The organism is Pseudomonas frederiksbergensis (assembly GCF_003732705.1).
In the GTDB taxonomy this organism is placed as follows: domain Bacteria; phylum Pseudomonadota; class Gammaproteobacteria; order Pseudomonadales; family Pseudomonadaceae; genus Aquipseudomonas; species Aquipseudomonas frederiksbergensis_F.
The window spans coordinates 187,284-209,738 of sequence record NZ_MOBR01000009.1 but is presented as its reverse complement, the minus strand read 5'-3'; the positions used below and the strand labels follow the sequence as shown (position 1 = coordinate 209,738).

Sequence of the window (22,455 nt, the reverse complement as noted above, 5' to 3'; positions counted from 1 at the left end):
CAGTGGAGAGAGGGGGAAAGGGAGCCGATCTTTATTGCTTTCAAACCTGAGTTCGGCTCGGTTTTTCAGGTCGATGTAGCGCCAAAGTACAACCCGGTCAGTCCCCTCTCCCCAGTGGAGAGAGGGGAAAGGGAGCCGATCTTTATTGCTTTCAAACCTGAGTTCGGCTCGGTTTTTCAGGTCGATGTAGCTCGAAAGTACAACCCGGTCAGTCCCCTCTCCCCAGTGGAGAGAGGGGGAAAGGGAGCCGATCTTCATTGTTTTCAAACCTGAGTTCGGCTCGGTTTTTCAGGTCGATGTAGCTCGAAAGTACAACCCGGTCAGTCCCCTCTCCCCCCTGGGGAGAGGGTTAGGGTGAGGGGTGGCTCTTAAGCTTCCATCACTGCTTGAATCCCCCCCGGCCAAACGCCTCGTCAACCTTCGCCAGGTCCTGCTCATTTAACGTCCCGGCGTAGTAATGCAGCTTGGTCCACGCCATCAGGTAGTCGTAACGTGCCTGGGCCAGATCGCGGCGGGTGGTAAACAGTTGTTGTTCGGCGTTCAGTGCATCGAGGTTGACCCGCTCGCCACCGAGGATGCTTTGCTTGGTCGACACCACCAACGCTTCAGCAGAGGTCAGGGCCTTTTGATAGGCGCGCAGTTTGTTGACCCCCGACAGGCAGGCGCTGAACTGACGGCGCAATTCGATCAAGGTTTCCCGGGTCTTGCCATCGAGGTCGTACTCGGCCTGTTCCATGGTGCGGCTGGCCTGACGGGTCATGGCCGACACCCCACCGCCGGCATACAGCGGCACGCTGACTTCAATACCAATGGTGTTGGTGTCATAGCGCTGGTTGTAGGTGTTGCCGCTTTCCGATTCGTTCTGCCGCACGGTGGCGTACGCGTTGACTTTCGGCAGGTGCCCGGCGCGGTTGCGTTCGACCTCATAGCGCGCCACTTCCACAGCCTGACGCTGGGAGGCCAGGTTCGGGTTGTTGGCCACGGCCATCTCGTGCCAGGTGTCGTAATTGGCCGGTGTCAGGGCGAAGGTCTGGAAGTTCTGGTCCAGCGGTGACAGGTCGCCGATGTTGATCGCCGGCACGCCGATCAGCGCGCCCAACTCGCGCAACGAGGCGTCCTGTTCATCCCGGGCTTCGATTTCCTCAGCCGTGGCCAACTCATAACGGGACTCGGCTTCAAGAATATCGGTGCGCGTGCCCTCGCCCTGGCGAAACATCTGCTCGTTCTGCTGGAACTGTTGTTCGAAGGCCTTTTTCTTCGCCTGGGCGATGTCGATCTGATCCTGGGCGAACAACGCCTTGGTGTAGTTCTCCAACACCCGCACCAGCAATTCCTGGCTCTTGCCGCGAAAGGTTTCATCGGCGAACAGCGACTGCGCCACGCCTTTGCGGTACGACGCGTAGGCCTCGTAGTCGAGCAACGGTTGTTGCAGGCTCAGGGTCGAGCCGTAACTGCTGTAGTTGCGGTCATCGGTGCGGTTGCGCCCACGTTCATCAAGGGCGGTGGCCTTGGAGGAGTTGCGCCCCTTGTTGTAGTTGTAACCGATCCTGGGCAACAGCCCGGCGCGGCCGATGATGCGGTTTTCGAGACCTGCATCCCGTTCCTTGATGGCGCCGAGGAACACCGGGTCATTGCGCAACGCCTGTTCGTAGATTTCAAACGGCCCCAGGGCCATCGCACTGTTGCACGTCAGCAACGCCAGGGCTGCCCCGAGCATGGAAAGCTTATTCATACAGCCGAACATCCTTATTCCTCGGTCAACGCGGAGTTTGCCCGGTCGAGCAGCGGCTTGAACAAATAGTTGAGGAGTGAACGCTCACCGGTGCGCACGAACATTTCCGCGGGCATGCCAGGCTTGATCACCAGCCCGTGGAGTTTTTCCATGGCTTGATCGCTGACGCTGCTGCGCAACACGTAATACGGTGCGCCGGTTTTCTCGTCGATCATCTGGTCGGCGGAAATCAGGCTGACTTCCCCCGGCACTCGCGGGGTGCGGCTCTGGTTGAACGCGGTGAACAGGATGTCCACCGGCAAGTGGGTGCCGACCTTGTCGATCAGGTTGACCGGCAAGTGCCCTTCCACTTCCAGCGTCGTACCTTGGGGCACGATTTCCAGCAGGGTTTCGCCCTGGCGCACCACGGCGCCTTCGGTGTGCACCCCGAGGTTGACCGCGACGCCGTCAGCGGTGGCGATGATCTCGCGGTGTTGCAAGTCGAACCCGGCGGAAGTCAGTTGCTCCTTGAGGGTCACGCTTTTGAGCTGCGCGTCACCCAGTTGGGTGCGGACTTCTTTCTGGTATTCCTCGATGTGCTGTTGCAGCTTGAGTTTCGCTTCGAGGATGCCCTGCTCCACCCGGCCGCTTTCGCCGGTGTTCTCGGCCAGTTGTTGCTGCACTTGCGACAGTTGACGCTGGTACTCCATCAACCGGTTGCGCGGGATGTAGCCGTTGTCTGCCAGGGGTTGAAGGTTGCTCAATTGCTGTTGCAGCGAGTTGGCCTGGGCCGTCAGGTCGGTGCGCGCACGGCGCATGCCGGCCAATTGCGCGCTGGCGCCTTCGATATTGGCACGCAGCCCGCCCTGTTCACGGGCATAGGCTTCGCGACGGCTGCTGAACAATTGACGTTGGCCTTCCAGCACCAACGCCAGGCGCGGATCGGCGTCCTTGCTCAGCTCGGCGGGAAACGTAACCTGCTTGAGGTTGTCCCGCTCGCTTTCCCAACGGGCGACGCTGGCCCAGGCCATGCGGTATTGCGCCTGCAACGAATCGACATCCGCAGCGGCTTGGGTCTGGTCGAGCTGGAACAGCGGCTGGCCTTGCTTAACCACTTGGCCTTCGCGCACCAGAATCCGGCTGACCACACCGTTACCAATCGACTGCACGGCTTTGCGCTTGCCGGAGACCACCACGGTGCCTTGCACCGGAATCCCTTGGTCCAGCGGCGCAAGGCTGGCCCAGGTGAAGAAACTGCCGGCGCCGACGATCGCCAGAATCCAGCCCATGCGGGAGAAAAACCTGGCATCGCGCTCTGGGCGCTCGGCGATGTAATCGTGTTCCATGGTTGCTTCGTTTTCAGTGTTCATGCGTGCGCTGCTCATACACCCGAATTCCTTGTCGTGGGCTGATACTGCCGGCTCATGCTGAGCCCGCCCGGTGCCTGCGCCGCCTTCTGTTCCTGATTGGCCGTTTGATTGCCGGACTGGTTGCCGGACAGTGCCTTGAGCACTTCCTGGCTCGGGCCGTAGGCTTGCAAGCGACCGTCGCTGAGCACCAGCAGTTTGTCCGCCTGGGCCAGCGCCGAGGAGCGATGGGTGACCAGAATCACGCTGGTGCCCCGGGCTTTCATGTGCGCGATGGCGCCGGCCAATGCCGCTTCGCCGACGGTGTCGAGGTTGGAGTTGGGTTCATCCAGCACCACCAGGCTCGGGTTGCCGTACAACGCACGAGCCAGAGCCACACGCTGCTTCTGGCCGCCGGACAAACCGCTGCCATCTTCACCGAGCACGGTGTCGTAGCCTTGGGGCATGCGCAGGATCAGTTCGTGGACACCGGCGTGTTGGGCCGCTTCAACGACTTTCTGCGGATCGGCGTCACGGAACCGCGCGATGTTTTCAGCGATGCTGCCGCTGAACAATTCGATGTCCTGGGGCAGATAACCGATGTACGGGCCGAGGTCGTCGCGGTTCCAGCGATGGATGTCGGCGCCGTCGAGTCGCACGGTGCCGCCGAGGGTCGGCCAGACACCCACCAGCACCCGCGCCAGGGTCGATTTGCCGGAACCGGAAGCGCCGAGCACGCCCAGCACTTCTCCGGCACCCAGGCTGAAATTAACCATGTGCAAGGTCGCCGCACGTTTGCCTGGCGGGCCGGCGCTGACTTGCTCAAAGGTGATCTGGCCTTGCGGGGCCGGCAGCGCCATGGCTTCATCGCTCGGCGGATAGGCTTGCAGCAACGCGTCGAGACGACGGTAGGCGAGTTTGGCGCCGCTCCATTGCTTCCACACGGCGATCAGTTGATCGATGGGGCTCAAGACGCGGCCCATCAAAATCGAACCGGCAATCATCATCCCGGCGGTCATGTCACCCTTGATCACCAACAGCGCACCCAGCCCCAGCACCAGCGATTGCAGGCACAGGCGCAAGGTTTTGCTCAAGGAACTGATGACCGCGCCAGTGTCGCTGGCCTGATTCTGCAAACCCAGGAAACGCGAATGCACCTGGAACCAGCGCTTGCGCAGCACCCCAAGCATGCCCATGGCCTGGATGGTTTCGGCGTTATGCAGGTGACTGGTGGCCAGTTGGCTCGACTTCTGGGAAAAACCGGCGGCTTCGCCCAAGGGCTTTTTGGTCATGGCCTCGTTGAGGCACGCCAGCCCGATCAGCAACACGGCACCGGCCGTGGCCAAAACACCCAGCCAGACGTTGAACAGGAAAATCACAAACAAGTACACCGGGAACCACGGCGCATCGAAGAAGGCGAACAGCGCCGGGCCGGTGACGAATTGGCGAATGTGGGTCAGATCCCCGAGGGATTGCCCGGCGTTGCCCTCGCCCTTGAACAGGTTGCGCTCGAATGCGGCTTGATAGACCCGCAGGTTGAAGCGGCGCTCCAGTTGGCTGCCGATGCGGATGACGATAAAGCTGCGTACGACTTCGAGCATGCCGATGAAGGCAAAGAAACCGACCACCATCAAGGACAGCATCGCCAGGGTGGTTTCGTTTTGCGAAGACAGCACCCGGTCATAAACCTGGAGCATATAGATGGAGGGAACCAGCATCAGCACGTTGATCAGTGCAGTAAAACAACCGACGCTGATCAAGATGCTCTTATAGTCGCCCAGTGCCTTGAGTAACGGTGCGGTGCCTGGGGCCTTCGCCATCTTCATTGATTTATCCTGAGATGTTAGTCCTCGCCATTCTTTGACGAGGTTTCAATTAACGGCCTGCACGCGAGCCCAGGCGTTCTTTCTTTGCTAGTTGGCGGTTACAAATGAATAACAACTCTTTTGGATCTAGCGAGGGCCAGGGTTATTGATCCGTTGCCTATAACTGCATTGACGCGCTTTATATCCAGCGCTCAGAACATCGATCTTGTACTTATGCTTATTGCGCGGCGCGCTTGAGCGTAATGATCAGTCCCGACTTCGAAGTGCTTTTATACAGCCCCTCGGCTTGTCGGCTGAAAAATACGATTCTTGAGCCTTCTTTACCGGTGATCGAGATGCCGTCCGGCTCGGTAAACCAGCCAATCGCAGGTTCCTCCAGCCAGGCGCTGAGGCATTCGGCGCCGTCACCCAGGGTCTGTTTTTGTTGAAAATCGATGGTGCACGTGTTCGATGGCTTGTCCTGCAAGGCCTGAGACTCAGCGGTGTCTTGCGAGTCGTTCAAAGTCGCTTGCCAAAGGCCTGCCAGTTCCGAGGGGTCCGCTAATTTCAGGCTGCTTGCCATGGCTACATCTCCAAAAAACATCATCAGCGTCGCCAATAGCCACGCAGTTGCTTTGTAGGTAAAGGCGTTATGGGTCATAGGACGTTTCACTCCGGGGTGTAGCCTCACCCACAGCGGACATGGATGCAAGGACAGAGCGCGGCGCATGACGCGCCGCGCTCCTTTTGCCTTGTATCAGGCCACGATGTCCGTGGTTGCTGCCTGGCCAACGGTGCTGACCAGGAAATCAGCCACGCCGTGCCCGGAGAAGTCCACCGACAACAGGCTGTTGCCGCCCGAAGAGGTCAAGACCGCGTCGCCTGCCGCACCCGTGAACGAACTCACGAAGTGCACGCCCGCGCCGTTGGTGATGCCGGTCAGGTCGATCTTGTCCAGGCCGCTGACAAAATCGAGGATCTGATCGGCTGCACCTGGCTTGGAGTCATTGCTGGCGGCAAACACGAAGGTGTCCGAACCCGAACCGCCCCACAGTTTGTCCGCACCGCCCGCGCCGTAGATCAGGTCGTTGCCGGCACCGCCCTTCAGTTCGTTGGCGATGCTGTTACCGATCAACAGATCGTTGCCCGAACCGCCAATGGCGTTCTCGATAATCGCGCCTTTGGCGATAGACACGTTACCTACCAGGCCGCCAACGTCGGAGAACGAGGCGTCATTAAGGTTGATCTTCTGGTTTTGGGTAAAACCGGAGAAGTCCAGGGTGTCCTTGCCGCCCGCATCCCAAACCGAGAACACCAGTTTGTCGGCCGACGAGCTCGCGCTCAGGAAATCACGACCGGCATTGGAGTTGAAGCCGTAGGTGGTATCACCGGTACGGGTTTCAGTGTTGGCGCCGTAGAGTTTCTGGATGGCCGCGATGTCGTCCATCAGCGGACCGGAGGCATAAGCTTCGACACCGGCCTTGCTGAAGTTCTGGCTGGTGTTGCTTTCACTCCAGTAGCTCATGAGGCTGTAGCCACGGGTGTCCTGGCCGTAGGACGCGTCGTTGTAGGTCGGGTTGCCTTCGCCGGCGTTGTAGTCGCCAGGGTGAGACAGGCCCAGGGTGTGGCCGATTTCATGGGTGAGTGTCTGACGCCCGTAGTTGTTCACACCCGGGGTCTTGTTGACGTTGTAGCCGCTGCCGGTCAGGTACCAGGACTGACCGTCATAACCCGGCTCGGTGCCCGGCAGGAACGCAAATGCCGCTGCGCCTTCCTGGCCACCGCTGTAGTTACCGAAGCTCATGTGACCGTCGCCGCCCTTGGCCGCTTCGGCAAAGGTGACTTTGGCCACATCGGCCCAGGATTGCATGGCGAGCACAGCCTGGGCTTTTTGCAGGGCGCTGAACTGACTGAAACCGGTGACGCCCAGGCCGCTGAAATTCGAGGTCTGGGACGTCAGAAAGGTGTAAGTCAGTTCGATCTTGCCGCTGCCGTTGAGATCGTGCCAGGAAGCACCATCGCGCAGCAGTTGAGTCGCGGCTTGATCCACCGAGAAGGAGGGTTTGCCATTGACCGTGAGGTTGCCGCCACGATCGTATTGATGGCTGAAGCTATTGATCTGGTTGAACGCAGAACTCGGCGCGGCCAGTGCTTGCAGTGGCTGAAAGGCCAGTTCGGCGGAATCAATAGCTTTGGCTTTTACTTTCGACATAAACACACTTCCTTGTTAAGCAATGGAACAGTTTTTGTCAGATAGAGACAATCTCTGGCGAGATCGTCCTATCACTCGCCCAATGAAGGCGAAAGAAAACTGACACAATTTGAAATCAAACGTCTAGTACTTTTTTGAGGTCAAATTGTTGTGTTCCAGCAAGTGCCCGGAAACAAGGGATGCGAGGTCGAAATATAGTTTTAGATGGGTGGATTTGGGTGAATTGTCTGACAATTTCAAATTTAATTATTAAATAGGGGTAAGTTGGTTTTTGTCGAGGACGTCTCACTTTGTTCAACTTATTAATATGAGTGCCAGTGCATTGCCATCAACTAAATTCAAGCGCTGATGTGTCGCTTCATGAATGAGTGCGGACGGATTCCTGATCAATAAATCCGTCCCTCTCATCCTCACGCCCTAAGGCACTCGATCAATGCCTTCGATAGCAAACACTGCCTCAACATCCACTCGCTCGCCTGCCTGAGTATGGTAACGAAAATTCAATCGTCCATTGACTCGCTCCTCCGGCTGGTGATTCTGAAGGTGGATGGTGCCACTGACAGCTTCGAACACTTCCCCAGACGGGTTCACAAAATAGAAGAGACCCACCACAGAACTGCTGCCCACCTCGTACGTACCGCTCAGAGCATTTTCGTCGGCCAATCTAAAAGCGATACCTTCCCCGGCGAAACCTCCCGCATATCCGGTGACGTTCAAGTGGTGGTCGGAGTTATGTCGAAACACATTGGTTGAAGTGAAGGGCCTCTGCACCCCCGTGTATAAATTGGAAATAGTGCCTTTCATCGTGCCGGTGACAGTGCTGCTCATGACGAACCCTCCTTGTGTCGCCTCAATGGGAGGCGCTTGCCGTCATGATTTAACCGACAAATAAAAACGTTGAAACCTGTCAGGATTGACAGGTCTCAAGATCATTTCGCTATTTCAGACGATCTAGACTGACTCAACTCCCCGTCCGAATCTTGTTCCAAACCCTTGTCCGAATCCGGTCAATGTTCAGCGGCATCGCCTCCAGCGCGAACAATTTCCCCATCATTTCCGCGCTCGGATAGACCTTGGTGTCGTTCTTGATTGCGGGATCAATGAGGCTGTCGGCCTGTGCGTTGCCATTGGCGTAGTGCACGTAGTTGCTGATGTCGGCCATGACGTCCGGGCGCAGCAGGTAGTTCATGAAGGCGTAGCCGGCCTTGTCGTCCGGGGCGTCGGCGGGCATGGCGACCATGTCGAACCAGATGGCGGCGCCTTCCTTGGGAATGGAGTAGCCAATGTCGATGCCGTTCTTGGCTTCCTTGGCGCGGTTTTCCGCTTGCAGGATGTCGCCGGAGAATCCGACAGCTACGCAGATGTCGCCGTTGGCCAGGTCGCTGGTGTATTTGGACGAGTGGAAATAGCTGACATACGGCCGGACTTTGAGCAGCAGCGCTTCGGCTTTTTTATAGTCTTCGGGGTTTTTACTGTGGTGCGGCAGGCCCAGGTAATTCAGGGCGGCCGGGAGCAATTCCGGGCCGTTGTCGAGGATGGCCACGCCGCACTTTTGCAGCTTCTGCATGTTTTCCGGTTTGAAGATCAAATCCCAGGAATCCACCGGCGCGTTATCGCCCAACACAGCCTTGACCTTGGCGATGTTGTAGCCGATGCCAGTGCTGCCCCACAGGTACGGGAAGCCGTGCTCGTTGCCCGGATCGTTGGTCTGCAAGGCTTTGAGCAGCACCGGGTTGAGGTTTTTCCAGTTGGGCAACTGGCTCTTGTCGAGCTTCTTCAACGCCTTGCCTTCAATCTGCCGGGCCATGAAGTGGTTGGACGGGAACACCACGTCGTAACCGGATTTGCCGGTCATCAATTTGCCGTCGAGGGTTTCGTTGCTGTCGTAGACGTCGTAGGTGAAGCCGATGCCGGTTTCTTTCTGGAAATTCTTGGTGGTGTCCGGGGCGATGTAGTCCGACCAGTTGTAGATCTTGACGGTTTCGGCCGCGTGGCCGAGGGTCGCGACGAGTGCAAGGGGCGCCAGAGTCAGTGTCTTTCGGATCATGAGTCGATTCCTGTAGGGGCTATTGTTATTGGCAGGCAATCAAAGGATCAAAAAATCAAAACGTAGGTCTTGCGCACGGTTTCCTGGATATCCCAGACACCGAGACTGTTGGCCGGCAACATCAATGCATCGCCGGCTTCTATGTGCAGGGTTTCCCCGCCGTCGGGGGTGAACGTGCAGCGACCCTGGATGAAGTGACAGAACTCCTGGGCGACGATCTGTCGCCGCCAGCGACCGGGGGTGCATTCCCAGACGCCGGTTTCCACGCCGTCGTCGCGTTCGACGCTGGTGGTCGAGGCCACAGCCACGAGGGTTCCCAGCGGCACGGCGACAGGGTTGGATTCGTCCAGCTTCAGGGTTGCGGTGTTTTTGAATTGCGTGATGCTCATGGACATACCTTTCAATGGTTACTGCATGAAACCTTCCATGAACCCCGCCACGCCGCTGGCCAGTTTGCGCCGCCAGGGTGCGGTGGCCGGGTTGGCCAGGGTCTGGTCTTCGTGGACGAAGCTGCGGATGATCGCGTTGTAACCAAGCCAGCGGCAGGGTTCCGGCTCCCAGGCTTTCAGCGCATCGAGGCCACCCTGCGGCAGAACCCAGGGCTGGTGCACCAGGTTGGTATCGCGTTCCAGAATCAGATCGGCCAGGGTTCGCCCACCCAGATTGCTGGCACCCACGCCCTCCCCGCCATAACCGCCGGACAACGCGATGCCGCTGGCCCGATCGCAAAGCATGTGCGGCTTGAAGCGGCGGGACATGCCCAGGTTGCCGCCCCAGGCGTGGGTGATCCGCACGTTCTTGAGTTGCGGGAACAGTTCGCCAAACAGATAACGCCGCAGCTCGACTTCACTGGTGGTCAGGTCGAAGTCATGACGCAATTTGCCCGCAAACTGGTAACCACCCCGGGCGCCGAACACCAGGCGGTTGTCGGCGGTGCGCTGGCCGTAGGTGACCTGGCGACTGCTCTCGCCGAAAGCCTGACCGCGGCTCAAGCCGATTTCGTCCCACGTCGCGGCGGACAAGGGCTCGGTGGCCACGATCAGGCTCTGCACCGGCAACTGATAACGCCCCAGCGGCGGCAATGTCACGGCGTAGCCTTCGACCGCGGGCACAATCCAGCGACTGCGCACCTGAGCCTTGGCCGTGCACAAACTGCCTGACTGCCACTGGGTGACCGGGCTGTTCTCGTAAATCTTGACGCCCAAGCGCTCCACCGTCCGGGCCAGACCGCGCACCAATTTTGCCGGGTGAATGGTCGCTACGTGCGGTGCATAGATACCGCCATAAGGTTTGGCAATTCTGATTTGTTGCGCCAATTGTTCGGGGCTGAGCCAGCGGTAATCGTTTTCGGTGAGGCCCTGGCGATAGAGTTTGTCCAGGTAACTGCGCAGGCTGGCTTCCTGTTCCGAATAACGGGCCGCGCAATACAGCACGCCACCCTTGCGGTAATCACAGGCGATGCCTTCGCGTTCGAGGACGATCTCCACTTCATCCGGAATGTTGTGCAACAGATCAAATGAGGCCCGGCGCTGTTCGGGCGAGAGGCCGGCGAGCAAGCGGTCTTCGCCCAGCAGGTTGCCCATCAACCAACCGCCATTACGACCCGACGCGCCAAAACCGGCGGTTTGCGCTTCGACGATGGCGATCTCAAGGCCTGGGGCCAGGCGCTTGAGGTAGTACGCGGTCCACAGCCCAGTGTAGCCGGCGCCGATGATGGCCACGTCGACGTCCAGATCCTGGTCAAGGGCCGGACGGGCCAGCAACGGCTCGTCGAGTTGATCCATCCATAAACTGATGTTGCGCCACGCCGGCATACCAGACTCCACCACTCAAACTTCGATGGCGTCGATCCTAGAGCGTGACCTCAGAGGCTGTCTTGCGCGCGTGCACGCAAAGAAATTTGTTTGACGTAGGCCTTGGGCGACTGGCCGGTGTGCTGGCGGAAACAACTGTAGAACGCCGACAGCGAGTTGAAACCGGCGGCAAACGCCAGTTCATCGACGCGCAATGGTGGCGTGGCCTTGTCCAACGCCGCGAGCAAATGCTGCAAGCGCGCCTGGTTGACGTAGCGATAGAAGCTTTGCCCGAGCACCTGGTTCAGCAGGTAGGAAATCTGATTACGGCTGTAACCGCACTCCTTCGCCACCCGCTGCAAATCGAGTTCAGGGTCCAGATACGGTTGCTGGCGCTGAAAGTACTGCTGCAGGTCTTCGGCCATAAAGCTCAGTTGGCGCGGGGACAATCCAAGCCGACTGGCCGCCGGGCGCAGATTATTCGAGGTTTTGCTGGGCGGTTGCTCGCGCACCAGGGACGCATATTCGTTGACCCGCCAGATCAGCCCGTCACGCACGGTGATGGCTTCGCTGGAACGGAACGACACCAGCCCTTCGCCGCCGCGCAAGGTCATCTGGTATTGAATGAACGCCGTATTGCCGTCCAGCCGAATGCGGTCCGAATGCTCCAGCGCTTCCCCGGGATTGCGCGGCATGCTGTCGCGCACGTACTCGCGCAGTTCGTCCAGCCCCATCACGCGGTTCTGGAAAAAGTCGCTGTATTGGATGTCCGGGTGATACAGCGCCATGACGCCGTCCAGATCCCGGTGTTTCCAGCACAGGTGGTAGCGCATGACCGTCTCGCCCGTGGCCTGGGTTTGCAGCGGACCATCGTCATCGGCGTGCATAAAGGGCTCGGCGAAAAAAACCGAGCTTGCCCAAGTTACGCCCCGGCTTCAATGGCCAAATGGCCGCCAATCCATGCTGGCCTTTTGGCGAATACGCCGCGTTACGTGACCCATATCAAAAAAAATCACACCAATCGCCAAACGGACTGAAAAAATCCACATGGTTTTCACATCTGGATGCTACTTTTAAATGCACTAATCGGTTGAACCATTGAAGGTTCTACCCCTCCTCACATGAGCTAAAGGAAGCGCTCGATGACTAAGGTGGGCAACACATGAACAAAGGGTCTTTTAGCAAAGTCACCTTTCCAAACGCCTGCCAGCTGATGCGCTGGCATTTTCATCCCATGGGTTTCGAGGCGAGCATGGACGCGCCGGGCAGCATGATTGCCCGTCTTTTTGACCGTGCCAGTGGCGAAACCATGATCGCCATTGCCGGCATTCCTTGCGCGACCGTGATGAATGCTGCGGATGTAGAACGAATAATTGAAGCGGTGGAGGACGAACTCGAAGCGTTCATTCCGCCGGTGGCACTCAGGAGTTATGCCTGACGCCGTTTGCAGATAACAAAAAGCCCACAGGATGTGGGCTTTTTTGTGGGTGCGTATTTTTGCTGACTCAATGCAAAACCTGTGGGAGCGAGCTTGCTCGCGATGGCGGTGTGTCAGTCAACATGTAAGTTATCTGGTCGTCCGCTATCGCGAGCAAGCTCGCTCCCACAGGGATTTGGGTCAGGCCGATTTCGCGCTCTGCCGGTGATCGGCAAAGAACACCTTGCCCTTGTCGATCTTGTCCGATGCCTTGGGCATATTGACGGCCTGGCCGTCCTGGCCATCGACGTACCAATAGCAATGACTCACCGCTCGCGTAATGCCGACATAGGCCAACCGCAGAATCTCGTCTTTCTGCGCAGTGTCATAAGCCTCGCTGTCCCCGGTCTTGCCGAGTCCAGCCATGCGATACACCTGGTTCTTGTACGGCGAACTGGTCAGATGCTGGCAATCGCCGAGCAAGAACACCGCATCGGCCTGCAGCCCCTTGGCGCTGTGATAGGTCAGTTGTTTGAGGCGCCGGGCTTCGTACGGCAAGCTCGAATCCACATTAACTACAGACTGAATATGCTCTTGTATTAATAACTTATCGTTACTTTTTCGATAAAGCATCAAGATCGAATCACCCCGTCTGTAGTGTTCCATCAGTCGCTGCGCCATGCCCTGATCATCGCGATCAAACACGTTCACAGGTTGCAGCGACTTGGCTTCGCCGCTGGCCCTGGCCTTTTTGCCAGGGATGGCCGGAGCAGCCCGCACGATGTGTTCGGCGGCATCGATGATGTGCTGATGACTGCGGTAATTGTCGCTGAGCATGACCCGGGTCGTGCTTGGCGACGGGAATTCCTTGTTGAACTCCATGAAATACGTAGGCGAACTGCCGCGCCAGCCATAGATCGACTGCCAATCATCGCCAACACAGAGCAATGACGAACGCTGAGCGCCGCGCCCTACATGCATCGCCGGCCCACGGCTGCGGATTTCGGCCAGGCTGGCGCGAATCCAGGAGACGATTTTCGGCGATACGTCCTGAAATTCGTCGATCATCAGGTGCGACAGCGGTCTGAGGAGTTCGTCGCTCAACAGTTTCAGATTTTCTGGCGAGTGCTCGCTGAACAAGGCAAACATTCGGTTGTACGTCATCACCGGCGGCTTTTGATCAAGCAAGTGGTCTTCCAGGGCGCGCCAGAACAGGCTCAGGGCTTCAAAGAAAAACCGGTCCGGGTCATCTTTGGCGAAACTCATCCGGCCTACAGCGTCGGGAACGTCCAACCCCAGGTTCTCGATAAACCCGGCGGCGGCGACAAAACAATCGAGCAACGGCGCAGAACCGAGCTCACCTTTCACCTTGTAATCAAAGCCCGGCCCGGCGCTGGCATCCCCGGCAAGCGAGGCTAAAACACGTCTGGATGACTCGTAACTATCAAGCCATATCAATGGCTTACGACAGAAAGCTTGAAACAGGGTGCGCTTTACTGCCCATTCGGCCCGCACCGTCAGCTTGGCATTCGGGCGGCTGACTTGCGGGTTTTCCCGAGGATCGAAACCCAGGACCACCCAGGCGTCCAGGCTCGGAATATAGCCATGGCAATGGAATGTCGAGCCGTTGATATCGAATGCCTGACGGTTGGGCTCAATGCCTTTGATTGGCCAGGCACCGGCGCGAAACCACAGGTCTTCTATCGTGTCGCAGAGCTCTTCATCGCGCTTGGCCGCCAGTTCGGTCACGGCCACGCGCTTCTGCACATCCGGGTGATCGCGCTCCAGCTCCTTGAGCTGCAAGGCGTGGCGGGATAACGGCTGAATCAACTCGCGGAAGCGTTCGTTGGTCGTAAACAAGCCGTGATAGCAGGCATTGAGTTGCTGGCGCTGGGCGTCGTTGATGCGCAGGTCGAACGGATTACTGTCGACTTCCTCATCCCCGCCTTGTGGGCGATTGCTGAGGTTTTCGAAGGCTTGCAGGCGTTCGAACCCCGGCAAACTGCGGACCATCGGCAGAATCCGCGAGTGAAAGGTACGCACCAGATCCCGCCCTTCTTTAAGGCTGAGCACCCGGCCCCACAAGCCAAACAGTTCGATCAGTTTATTAATGAAGTCTTTGCGCGATTCGCGGGTGAAGGTCACCACGGTCATCGAGCTGAGTTCAAAGCCCAGGTAGTGGGTCAGCAGTAGAATGCGCAGGACCAGGGTCGTCGACTTACCCGCGCCCGCCCCGGCAATCACTGAGGTCGATGGTGTGTCGCTGAAGATCATCTTCCATTGCGCAACGCTTGGCTGGGCGTGGGCTGGCAGCAGCCGCGCGACATCCGCCTTCATGCGTTTCTTGATCTCGGCACTCAATGGCAGGCGCCAATCATCGAACAAATGGTCATCGACATTCGGTGGCCGGTGCTCGGTGGAGCGCGAGTCGCGGATCAGCAGCACCTGTCGGCCTTCTTCCAGCCCTTCAAGCTTGCCTTCCTTGAACCCGTAATCCACCCCGGCGCTGTGACCGCTGCGAAAGCCATCAGCTTGCCCGTGCAGCCACGACGCACGGTGTTGCGCGCGTAACCGGGTCAGGCCATGCCCAAAAAATCGGACGGCCAGGCGCTTGAGCAGTGGCATCTCGGCGAGGGGACGAAGTTCAGGTGGAAGATCAGGGGTGTGTTGCGGCACGCGGACGGACTCCAGGGTGTGAGGCTGTTGAGGGCTATGGTGTCTGCATTTGCCGTTGAGTTCTAGTGAAATGCTTACAGGTCATTGGCTTATGCGATGAAGTGAAGGCTGGATGAGAATGTTTCGAGGTTATTTAACATCAACCAATTCGATTGTTTTGAGGCACTTTTTACGCTTTTTATCGATTATCACCTGATAGATGATGCACGCCATCAACCACCGGTTCTTGTTTCGTGGCTCAGGCGCACCGCCCCATGACGAACCTTTTCAGGAGACGATCATGCTTGAACTCAGACCTTTCAACACCTTGGGCGGCGCCCACCATGGCTGGTTGGATGCCCATCACCACTTTTCGTTCGCCGAGTACCACGACCCCAAACGCATGAACTGGGGCAACCTGCGGGTCTGGAACGATGACGTGATCGCCGCCGGCACGGGCTTTCCACAGCATCCGCACCGCGACATGGAAATCATCACTTATGTGCGTGAAGGTGCGATTACCCACCAGGACAATCTGGGCAATAAGGGTCGCACTGAAGCAGGCGACGTTCAGGTCATGAGCGCCGGTACCGGGATCGCCCACAGCGAATACAACCTGGAATCCACCGAGACGCGGATTTTCCAGATCTGGATCATCCCAAACGAGGCCGGTTCGGCACCGTCGTGGGGCGCCAAGCCTTTCCCGAAAGGTCAGCGTGAAGGTTTCGTGACCCTGGCCAGCGGCAAGGCCGGCGACGATCAAAGCCTGCGGATTCGCGCTGATGCACGGTTGGTGGCGGCGAACCTGAAAGCCGGGGAATCGGCGGAATATCGTTTGGACAATGGGCGTCGCGCGTACCTGGTTCCGGCCACCGGTGTGATTGAAGTCAATGGCTTGCGTGCACAAGCTCGAGACGGTGTGGCGGTAGCTGAGGAACAGGTGTTGCGGGTGACGGCGATTGAAGACAGTGAAATCGTGTTGGTTGATCTGGCTTAAATACCGGGCAAAAAAATGGGCGACCGAGTGGTCGCCCATTTTTGTTTGGTTCGAGATCTTCTGTGTTCATGCTGATGCCTTCGCGGGCAAGCCTCGCTCCTACAGGACGTAATCGCTCACAAATCATGTGATCGACTCTATCCTGTAGGAGCGAGGCTTGCCCGCGAAGAGACCCTCAACTACTTCGCAGTAATCGCGCCATCCACCAACGTCTGAGCCTCAGCCACCAACTGCTTGAGATGCTCGTCGCTGATAAAGCTTTCGGCGTAGATCTTGTAGATGTCCTCGGTGCCCGACGGACGCGCCGCGAACCAGCCGTTTTCGGTCATGACTTTCAAGCCGCCGATAGCCTGGTCGTTACCCGGAGCATGGCTGAGGATGCTCTGGATCGCTTCGCCAGCCAATTGAGTCGAGGTGACCTGATCCGGGGACAACTTGCTCAGCAGCGCTTTCTGCTCAGGATTGGCCTTGGCATCGACCCGAACGGAGAACGGTTCGCCCAGCTCATCGGTCAGTGCGCGATAGGCCTGGCTTGGGTCGCGACCGGTGCGGGCGGTCATTTCTGCCGCCAACAGGGCCGGGATCAAGCCGTCCTTGTCAGTGCTCCAGACGCCGCCGTCCTTGCGCAGGAACGAGGCACCGGCGCTTTCTTCGCCACCGAAGCCCAGAGAGCCATCGAACAGGCCATCGGCAAACCACTTGAAGCCAACCGGCACTTCGTACAGGCGACGACCCAGGCGCTTGGCCACGCGATCGATCAAGCCACTGCTGACCACGGTTTTACCCACGGCGGCATCGGCACGCCAGTGCGGGCGGTTCTGGAACAGGTAGTCGATAGTCACAGCAAGGTAGGCGTTCGGTGCCAACAGGCCGCCGGACGGGGTGACGATGCCGTGACGGTCGTGATCCGGGTCGCAGCCGAAGGCCACGTCAAAACGATCTTTGAGCCCGATCAGACCTTGCATGGCGTGGGTGGACGATGGGTCCATGCGGATCTGCCCGTCCCAATCGACGGTCATGAAGCGGAAAGTGGCATCGACCTGGGTGTTGACCACTTCCAGATCCAGGCGGTAATGCTCGGCAATCGCCGACCAGTAGCGCACCCCTGCTCCGCCCAACGGATCGACACCCAGATGCAGCTTGGCATCGCGAATGGCATCGAAGTCGATCACGTTGATCAGGTCGGCGACATAGGTGTTCACGTAGTCGTGTCGATGGGTGGTGCTGGCCTTCAGCGCCTGCTCGTAGCTGATGCGCTTGACGCCAGCCAGCTTGTTGCCGAGCAGTTCGTTGGCCTTGGCTTCGATCCACTTGGTGATGTGGGTATCGGCCGGGCCACCGTTGGTAGGGTTGTATTTGTAGCCGCCGCTTTGTGGCGGGTTGTGAGACGGCGTAATGACGATGCCGTCCGCCAGGCCCGAGGTGCGGCCGCGGTTATAGCAAAGAATCGCATGGGAGATGGCCGGGGTCGGCGTGTACTCGTCGCCTTCGGCGATCATCACGGTGACACCGTTGGCGGCCAGCACTTCGAGGGCGCTGGCGCCGGCCGGGGTCGACAGCGCGTGGGTGTCGATACCGACAAACAGCGGACCATCGATGCCCTGGGCTTGCCGGTACAGGCAAATGGCCTGGCTGATCGCCAGAACGTGCCATTCGTTGAAACTCAAGTCGAAAGAGCTGCCGCGGTGACCGGACGTGCCAAAGGCGACGCGCTGTGTAGAGATGGCGGCATCAGGCTGGCCGGTGTAATAGGCCGTTACCAGTCGCGGGATGTCGACCAACAATTCTGCCGGTGCCGGTTTGCCCGCAAAAGGACTGAGTGTCATGCAAAACCTCTGAAAAAGAGTGGTTCAGGAATAGGAACGCAGTTTACTGGCAGTTTGACCATCGCGCGATGGTAACGATCCACACGCTCCGCGACCTTTTTTAACGCAGCTCATTCAATCGCTTCCAGACGCAATGCATCCCCCAGCAATCCCAGAGCGTAGCCGAGGTCATGCTCGCCGCTGAACGTGTGGCTCAGGCGCAGATGCTGACCGTGCAGGCCTTGCAGGCTGAACAGCTCGCCTGGCGCAATCACCACCTGCTGTTTGAGCAAGCGCTGGAACACCCGGCGCACATCGACCTGGCGCAACGAGCGCACCCAGATCGTCGCCCCACCCTGCGGCTCGACCGGTTGCAAGGCGTCCCCCAGCCGTTCGTGCAGCAGCTGGATCATCTGCAACTGACGATCCTTGAGCATACGCCTCAGCACTTGCAGATGCTGGTCGATACGTCCATTGCCGTACAAGCGGGCGATGGCTTTCTGGCGGATCGGTGACAGGCGAAACGCACGCAGCAGGAAATGCCGCTGCAGCTCCTCACCCAGTTGCCGTGAGAGCAGATAGCCGTAGGGCGCTTCCGGCCCGATGATTTTCTCGAAAGTAGAAAACACGATCAGCCGGTCAGGGTCCAGAAGGTCGCGAAACTTCGGCCCTTCTAGCTCGAAACCGAGCTCGCCATAACAGTCGTTTTCCAGCACCCAGCAGTCATGCCGGGCCAACAGCTGCGCGATCGACTGGCGTTTGTCGTGGGGCACCTGGCTTCCCCGCGGCATGCTCAAGCCCGACGAAAGCATGACCAGCCGCACTGGCTGGGTCTGCAGCACTTCCTCAAGCTGCCCCAGGTCCAGCGCGCCGCAAGCTTGCAATGGCAGCTCGATCACCCGTACATCCGCCGCCTCGAGCAAACGCAGAATCACCCAGTCGCACGGCGATTCAACCACCACCGTGGCGCCCTTCAGACAGAGGATGGTGATCAGTATTTCCAGCACTCCCCGCAGATCGGCACCGATGTAAACCTCGTCGGCATGCCAGCAACGCGCCGGCGACGTGGTGTAGCGCGCCGCCAGGGCCGTGCGCAGCTCCTGCTCCCCGCAGGGTTGCGAAGCCGATTGTGGCTGGCGCGGATATTGACGCAGCAATTCGCGCTCAAGCATCAGCAACGGGCTGTCCAGCGGTTGCAGCAGGGCCGGCTCATCGGCGCTCAACACCAGCATTCCGGGACGCCGCGCATTGAAATAGACGGTTTCAAGCAAATCATTACCGCTGGTCAACGGACCCAGGGTGGCGATCGGCTGGGAGTAATAGCCAGACTTGGCCACCGAGTAGACCCGCCCTTCTTTTTCCAGCAGCGAATAGGCGTACTGGATGGTCGAGATCGACACGTTCAGGCGCAGCGCCAACTGCCTCAGCGAAGGCAGGCGAATCGGCGTGCCGCAGCCCGGTTCGTTGATGAGGTGCGTCAAATATCGATACACCGCCTGGTACGCAAAGTCCGTTTCCCTGGGTCCTTTCATCGGTAATAGCCGGACACTGTGCAATTGTGTGCCTGAACGGTTGTGAATCGTGGCAGCCCCTGCACCTTCAATGCCCCGCTGACAGTTCGCCAATCACGTCAGCGTCATCGTTCGGCGGGTCTTCGACCGCAATGCTGTCCTCCACCGTCACCGGCTTCATGCGATACAACGTGCCGATCAGGCTGACCGGCAACCCACTGACATCGACCATCCATTGCATCACCTGTTCGGCCACCTGATGCCCTTGCATCGCCTTGTGCAGGTCCGGCATTGCCACCAGCATGCCGGGATGGCAACTGCGCAGGAAGCGCTCCAGCCCTGCGCCGCCATCGACAAACGGCGCAAAGAGCAGGCAGATCAATTGGGTTTCGGTCAACCCGAGGGTTTTCAGTGCCTCGTCCGCCGCCTGTAAGCGCCGATCAACCATGGCTGCCGGATTGCCGAACGACTCCAGTGCCAGTTCGCAAAAACGTTCCGGCACTTGCTTGCGACGCATCATCACCAAGGCTCGCTGCAAGTATTCAGCAATGCCGGTTTCGTAACTGTCACCGGAGACAACGCACGCCTGTAACCCCCGCAGGTGCGCCGCAATCGTCGGGCTGACGAATTCGCTATCGCTCAGGTGCGCTGCCATTTCGTCGAGCTGGACACCCAGGAACTCAGTGAGCAACGGCCAGCGCTCTTCCAGTTTCCCAACCACCATGTCGTGAATATCGATATTGGTCGTGCGACGGCAGGCTTCGAATCGACCCGCCGGGCGCCACTGCGCGTACTCATGACCGGCGTAGAACTCACGGAAGTAGTCACTGCCCAGATCATCGAGCATGGCGAACAACCCATCGAACCCGGCGACGTTGTAATTCAATGTCCCGAGGCTCGCCTTTTGCGCTGCACGCTTCAAGCCGTCGAGAAACTGCTTCTGCTGGCGAGGCGTTTCGCTGCTGATCAACGCATCGACGCCATTGTCCCACCGGGCAATTTGCCCGTAGAACTCGCCCGTTGTCAGGTAGCCGTCGTCCCACAGATCGAGCGGCCCCTCCCACGCCCGTTGATGGCCGACCATCAACAGGTTGAGCCGGTTCGACTCGCGCCCCGCCTCCGAGATCGGCGCCAAATGGTTGAACGGCAGGATCTCGCGGTTATCCACCATCAACAATTCAACCCGCGGATCGTCGTAGAGGAACAGTGCCGCATTGGTGCGATGGATATTTTCCAGCGCCGCAGAACTGGTCCCGCTCAAGCGCAAGGTCGCCACCCGTAGCTGAAAGGTCGCCGGTGCCCGGCTGGCGATACTCAGTTGGGCTGCGCGCAGCAACGCGAGGGTGTAGCAGCTGTCCAGTGTCCCGGACTGAATCGACATCACCTTGAAGTCGCCAATCCGCTCTATGCCGCCGGCCGACACCACCAGGCGCTGAATCATCAGCTGCAAGGCTGTGCGTTCGGCGCGTGAGAAAAAACTCAGCAGCCTTTGCAGTACTTGCTGATATACATAGTTCATTGCCTGGTCGTGGATTGTGGTCATCAGTGTTTTACCTGGTATTCGGAAGTTCAATGTCACGCAAAGAGTGATAGACACTGCGCGACCGATTCTCGGTGTGAAGTGCTGGATCCTGTCACAAAATGCTAGCACTTAAGTTTTGGGTAATTATTTGAAATGTATGAACTCTGCCTATGCCAAGGCGACAGCCACCTCCTCGCAAAGCCCGGCAGGGCAAGGCCCTTTGGGATTTTTTCGACTTCCTAGGAAACTTCCGACAGCGTCCCACAGACATTGAGTACAAGAAATAGAGAAAGAAGACACTGATATATCCTTAGTCTTCAAACGTTGTGACATTTGCCCGTCGTCTGTCGCAAACATGAGCTGATTAATATCAGCCGAACGCCCACTCATGACTCGTTCCTTGAGATGAAAGTAATCATTCAATTATCAGGGCTTATATGATGATTAGAAGATACAGATCAAAAGCAAAAACCGGTTCAGTTGCTGAAACCGGGTCGTCAGGGACGACAATGCCCCCGGTGCAGGGAGCACCGGAGGCATCGAGGGCATTGCTTGAAAGGTGTTACGCCGGCTCGACCTGCAGAGCCACTCGTTCGCGGCATGGGCATTCGTCCATGTAGCGGTGCGCTTCGACAAACTCGGCAAACGGGAAAACCCGAGTCTTGAGCGGCAGCAGCACACGGTCCGCAGTCAACTGGTTGATGTCGCGCAACGCTCGTTGCAACGCCACCTGATCCTGAATGATGCCCAGCTCCGGCTTGCCGGTGAAGTTACCGATGCAGTGCACGAAGAACTGAATGTTCTTCTGGAACGCTGCACAGGCCGGGAATGGCGTCTGGTTACCGCCTTGCAGGCCGTAGAGCACCAGGCTGCCACGAGGCGCAAGCACGTCACCGAGCAACGACATCTGTGGCCCGCCGAGACCGTCGAACACTACATCGACGCCACGGTTGTCGGTGATCTTGTTGATCTGCATCAGCAGATCCTGTTCTTCGGTGACGATGACTTTCTCGGCACCCAGGGACAGCAGGTATTCACGTTCTTCCGCAGTTTTGGTCGCCGCGATCACCCGTACACCCAAGGCTTTACCCAGTTGCACGAAGGACGGCCCTGCGCAGTGGCTTGCGTCGGTCACCAAGGCAAACTGCCCCGGTTTGACCCGCGCCAGATCGACGTAGGCAAAATAGGCGATCAGCAGCGGCGTGTAATGCACGCTGGCTTCGATCGGGCTGAGCACGTCCGGGTAGCGGGTCAATGCCGAGCGTGGCAGAACAATCTGCTCGCCGTAGACCGGATAATCGTTGGGGCTCTCGGCCGGGAAGCTGGCGACCTTGTCGCCTACTGCCAGGTCATCAACACCGTCACCGACTGCCGTCACCACACCTGACATTTCATGGCCAAGGCCTGAAGGCAGACGAGCGTGAGAAGAAGCCAGGTTCTGGCGCCAAAGAATGTCGTACCAGCTGATGCCGATTGCTTCGACGCGCACCTGCACTTCACCCGGTGCAGGCAGAGCGGCCGCATGCTCTTCGCATTTGAGCACCTCGGCTGGACCAAACTTGTGAAAACGGATCGTGCGGGACATCGCAAACCTCGTCAAAGTAACCTCTAATGCCACGAACTCTATCTGGGCT

Annotated in this window: 17 protein-coding genes; 2 read left to right on the top strand and 15 right to left on the bottom strand. The window is 58.5% G+C overall.

Going from position 1 to position 22,455, the window contains the following annotated elements; all coding sequences use genetic code 11:
• Positions 1 to 379: 379 nt before the first annotated feature.
• From BK667_RS12595 to BK667_RS12550, 10 genes are all read right to left on the bottom strand, one after another.
• Positions 380 to 1,744, bottom strand: coding sequence for a TolC family outer membrane protein (locus tag BK667_RS12595; protein ID WP_123597787.1), 1,365 nt, complete (start codon positions 1,742 to 1,744; stop codon positions 380 to 382).
• A gap of 2 nt (positions 1,745 to 1,746) precedes the next feature.
• Entirely contained in the window at positions 1,747 to 3,096 is a 1,350-nt protein-coding gene (locus BK667_RS12590; RefSeq protein ID WP_123597786.1) for an HlyD family type I secretion periplasmic adaptor subunit, read from the bottom strand.
• Complete coding sequence (locus BK667_RS12585; protein ID WP_123597785.1) at positions 3,093 to 4,883, bottom strand: type I secretion system permease/ATPase; 1,791 nt, start codon at positions 4,881 to 4,883, stop codon at positions 3,093 to 3,095. Before BK667_RS12585 ends, BK667_RS12590 begins: the two co-directional genes overlap by 4 nt.
• A gap of 217 nt (positions 4,884 to 5,100) precedes the next feature.
• Positions 5,101 to 5,523 carry an AprI/Inh family metalloprotease inhibitor gene (locus BK667_RS12580; RefSeq protein WP_123508423.1) on the bottom strand — a complete coding sequence of 141 codons (423 nt, stop codon included), beginning with the start codon at positions 5,521 to 5,523 and terminating at the stop codon, positions 5,101 to 5,103.
• 96 nt (positions 5,524 to 5,619) lie between these two features.
• Positions 5,620 to 7,074: a serralysin family metalloprotease gene (locus BK667_RS12575; protein ID WP_123597784.1), complete on the bottom strand. Its 1,455-nt coding sequence runs from the start codon at positions 7,072 to 7,074 to the stop codon at positions 5,620 to 5,622.
• 417 nt (positions 7,075 to 7,491) lie between these two features.
• Complete coding sequence (locus BK667_RS12570) at positions 7,492 to 7,902, bottom strand: hypothetical protein (protein ID WP_123508425.1); 411 nt, start codon at positions 7,900 to 7,902, stop codon at positions 7,492 to 7,494.
• 133 nt (positions 7,903 to 8,035) lie between these two features.
• Positions 8,036 to 9,121 (bottom strand): polyamine ABC transporter substrate-binding protein, encoded by a 1,086-nt coding sequence (locus BK667_RS12565; protein WP_123508426.1) that lies wholly within the window; start codon positions 9,119 to 9,121, stop codon positions 8,036 to 8,038.
• 47 nt (positions 9,122 to 9,168) lie between these two features.
• Positions 9,169 to 9,510, bottom strand: a complete 342-nt coding sequence (locus BK667_RS12560) for a cupin domain-containing protein (protein ID WP_123598012.1) — start codon at positions 9,508 to 9,510, stop codon at positions 9,169 to 9,171.
• An 18-nt stretch (positions 9,511 to 9,528) separates the two neighbouring features.
• A complete protein-coding gene (locus tag BK667_RS12555; RefSeq protein WP_123597783.1) occupies positions 9,529 to 10,935 on the bottom strand; it encodes an NAD(P)/FAD-dependent oxidoreductase in 1,407 nt (468 codons plus the stop codon).
• A 50-nt stretch (positions 10,936 to 10,985) separates the two neighbouring features.
• Positions 10,986 to 11,801, bottom strand: a complete 816-nt coding sequence (locus tag BK667_RS12550) for a helix-turn-helix transcriptional regulator (RefSeq protein WP_123508429.1) — start codon at positions 11,799 to 11,801, stop codon at positions 10,986 to 10,988.
• A 275-nt stretch (positions 11,802 to 12,076) separates the two neighbouring features.
• Between BK667_RS12550 and BK667_RS12545 the strand changes: the two genes are divergently transcribed.
• On the top strand, positions 12,077 to 12,352 hold the full coding sequence (locus tag BK667_RS12545) for a DUF1652 domain-containing protein (RefSeq protein WP_027923219.1): 276 nt from the start codon (positions 12,077 to 12,079) through the stop codon (positions 12,350 to 12,352).
• A gap of 180 nt (positions 12,353 to 12,532) precedes the next feature.
• Here BK667_RS12545 and BK667_RS12540 read toward each other — a convergent pair whose 3' ends face one another.
• Positions 12,533 to 15,007, bottom strand: coding sequence for a UvrD-helicase domain-containing protein (locus BK667_RS12540; RefSeq protein ID WP_123597782.1), 2,475 nt, complete (start codon positions 15,005 to 15,007; stop codon positions 12,533 to 12,535).
• A gap of 280 nt (positions 15,008 to 15,287) precedes the next feature.
• Here BK667_RS12540 and BK667_RS12535 point away from each other — a divergent pair, with 280 nt between their 5' ends.
• On the top strand, positions 15,288 to 15,983 hold the full coding sequence (locus tag BK667_RS12535; RefSeq protein ID WP_123597781.1) for a pirin family protein: 696 nt from the start codon (positions 15,288 to 15,290) through the stop codon (positions 15,981 to 15,983).
• 179 nt (positions 15,984 to 16,162) lie between these two features.
• On the opposite strand, the gene pgm is transcribed toward BK667_RS12535, so the two are convergent.
• The 4 genes from pgm to BK667_RS12515 form a co-directional block, all read right to left on the bottom strand.
• Complete coding sequence (gene pgm / locus BK667_RS12530) at positions 16,163 to 17,809, bottom strand: phosphoglucomutase (alpha-D-glucose-1,6-bisphosphate-dependent) (RefSeq protein ID WP_123597780.1); 1,647 nt, start codon at positions 17,807 to 17,809, stop codon at positions 16,163 to 16,165.
• Positions 17,810 to 17,919: 110 nt separating this feature from the next.
• Positions 17,920 to 19,320, bottom strand: coding sequence for an aminotransferase-like domain-containing protein (locus BK667_RS12525; protein WP_123597779.1), 1,401 nt, complete (start codon positions 19,318 to 19,320; stop codon positions 17,920 to 17,922).
• 67 nt (positions 19,321 to 19,387) lie between these two features.
• Positions 19,388 to 20,842, bottom strand: coding sequence for a hypothetical protein (locus BK667_RS12520; RefSeq protein WP_123597778.1), 1,455 nt, complete (start codon positions 20,840 to 20,842; stop codon positions 19,388 to 19,390).
• A gap of 541 nt (positions 20,843 to 21,383) precedes the next feature.
• Complete coding sequence (locus BK667_RS12515; RefSeq protein WP_123508434.1) at positions 21,384 to 22,406, bottom strand: zinc-dependent alcohol dehydrogenase family protein; 1,023 nt, start codon at positions 22,404 to 22,406, stop codon at positions 21,384 to 21,386.
• Positions 22,407 to 22,455: the final 49 nt, after the last annotated feature.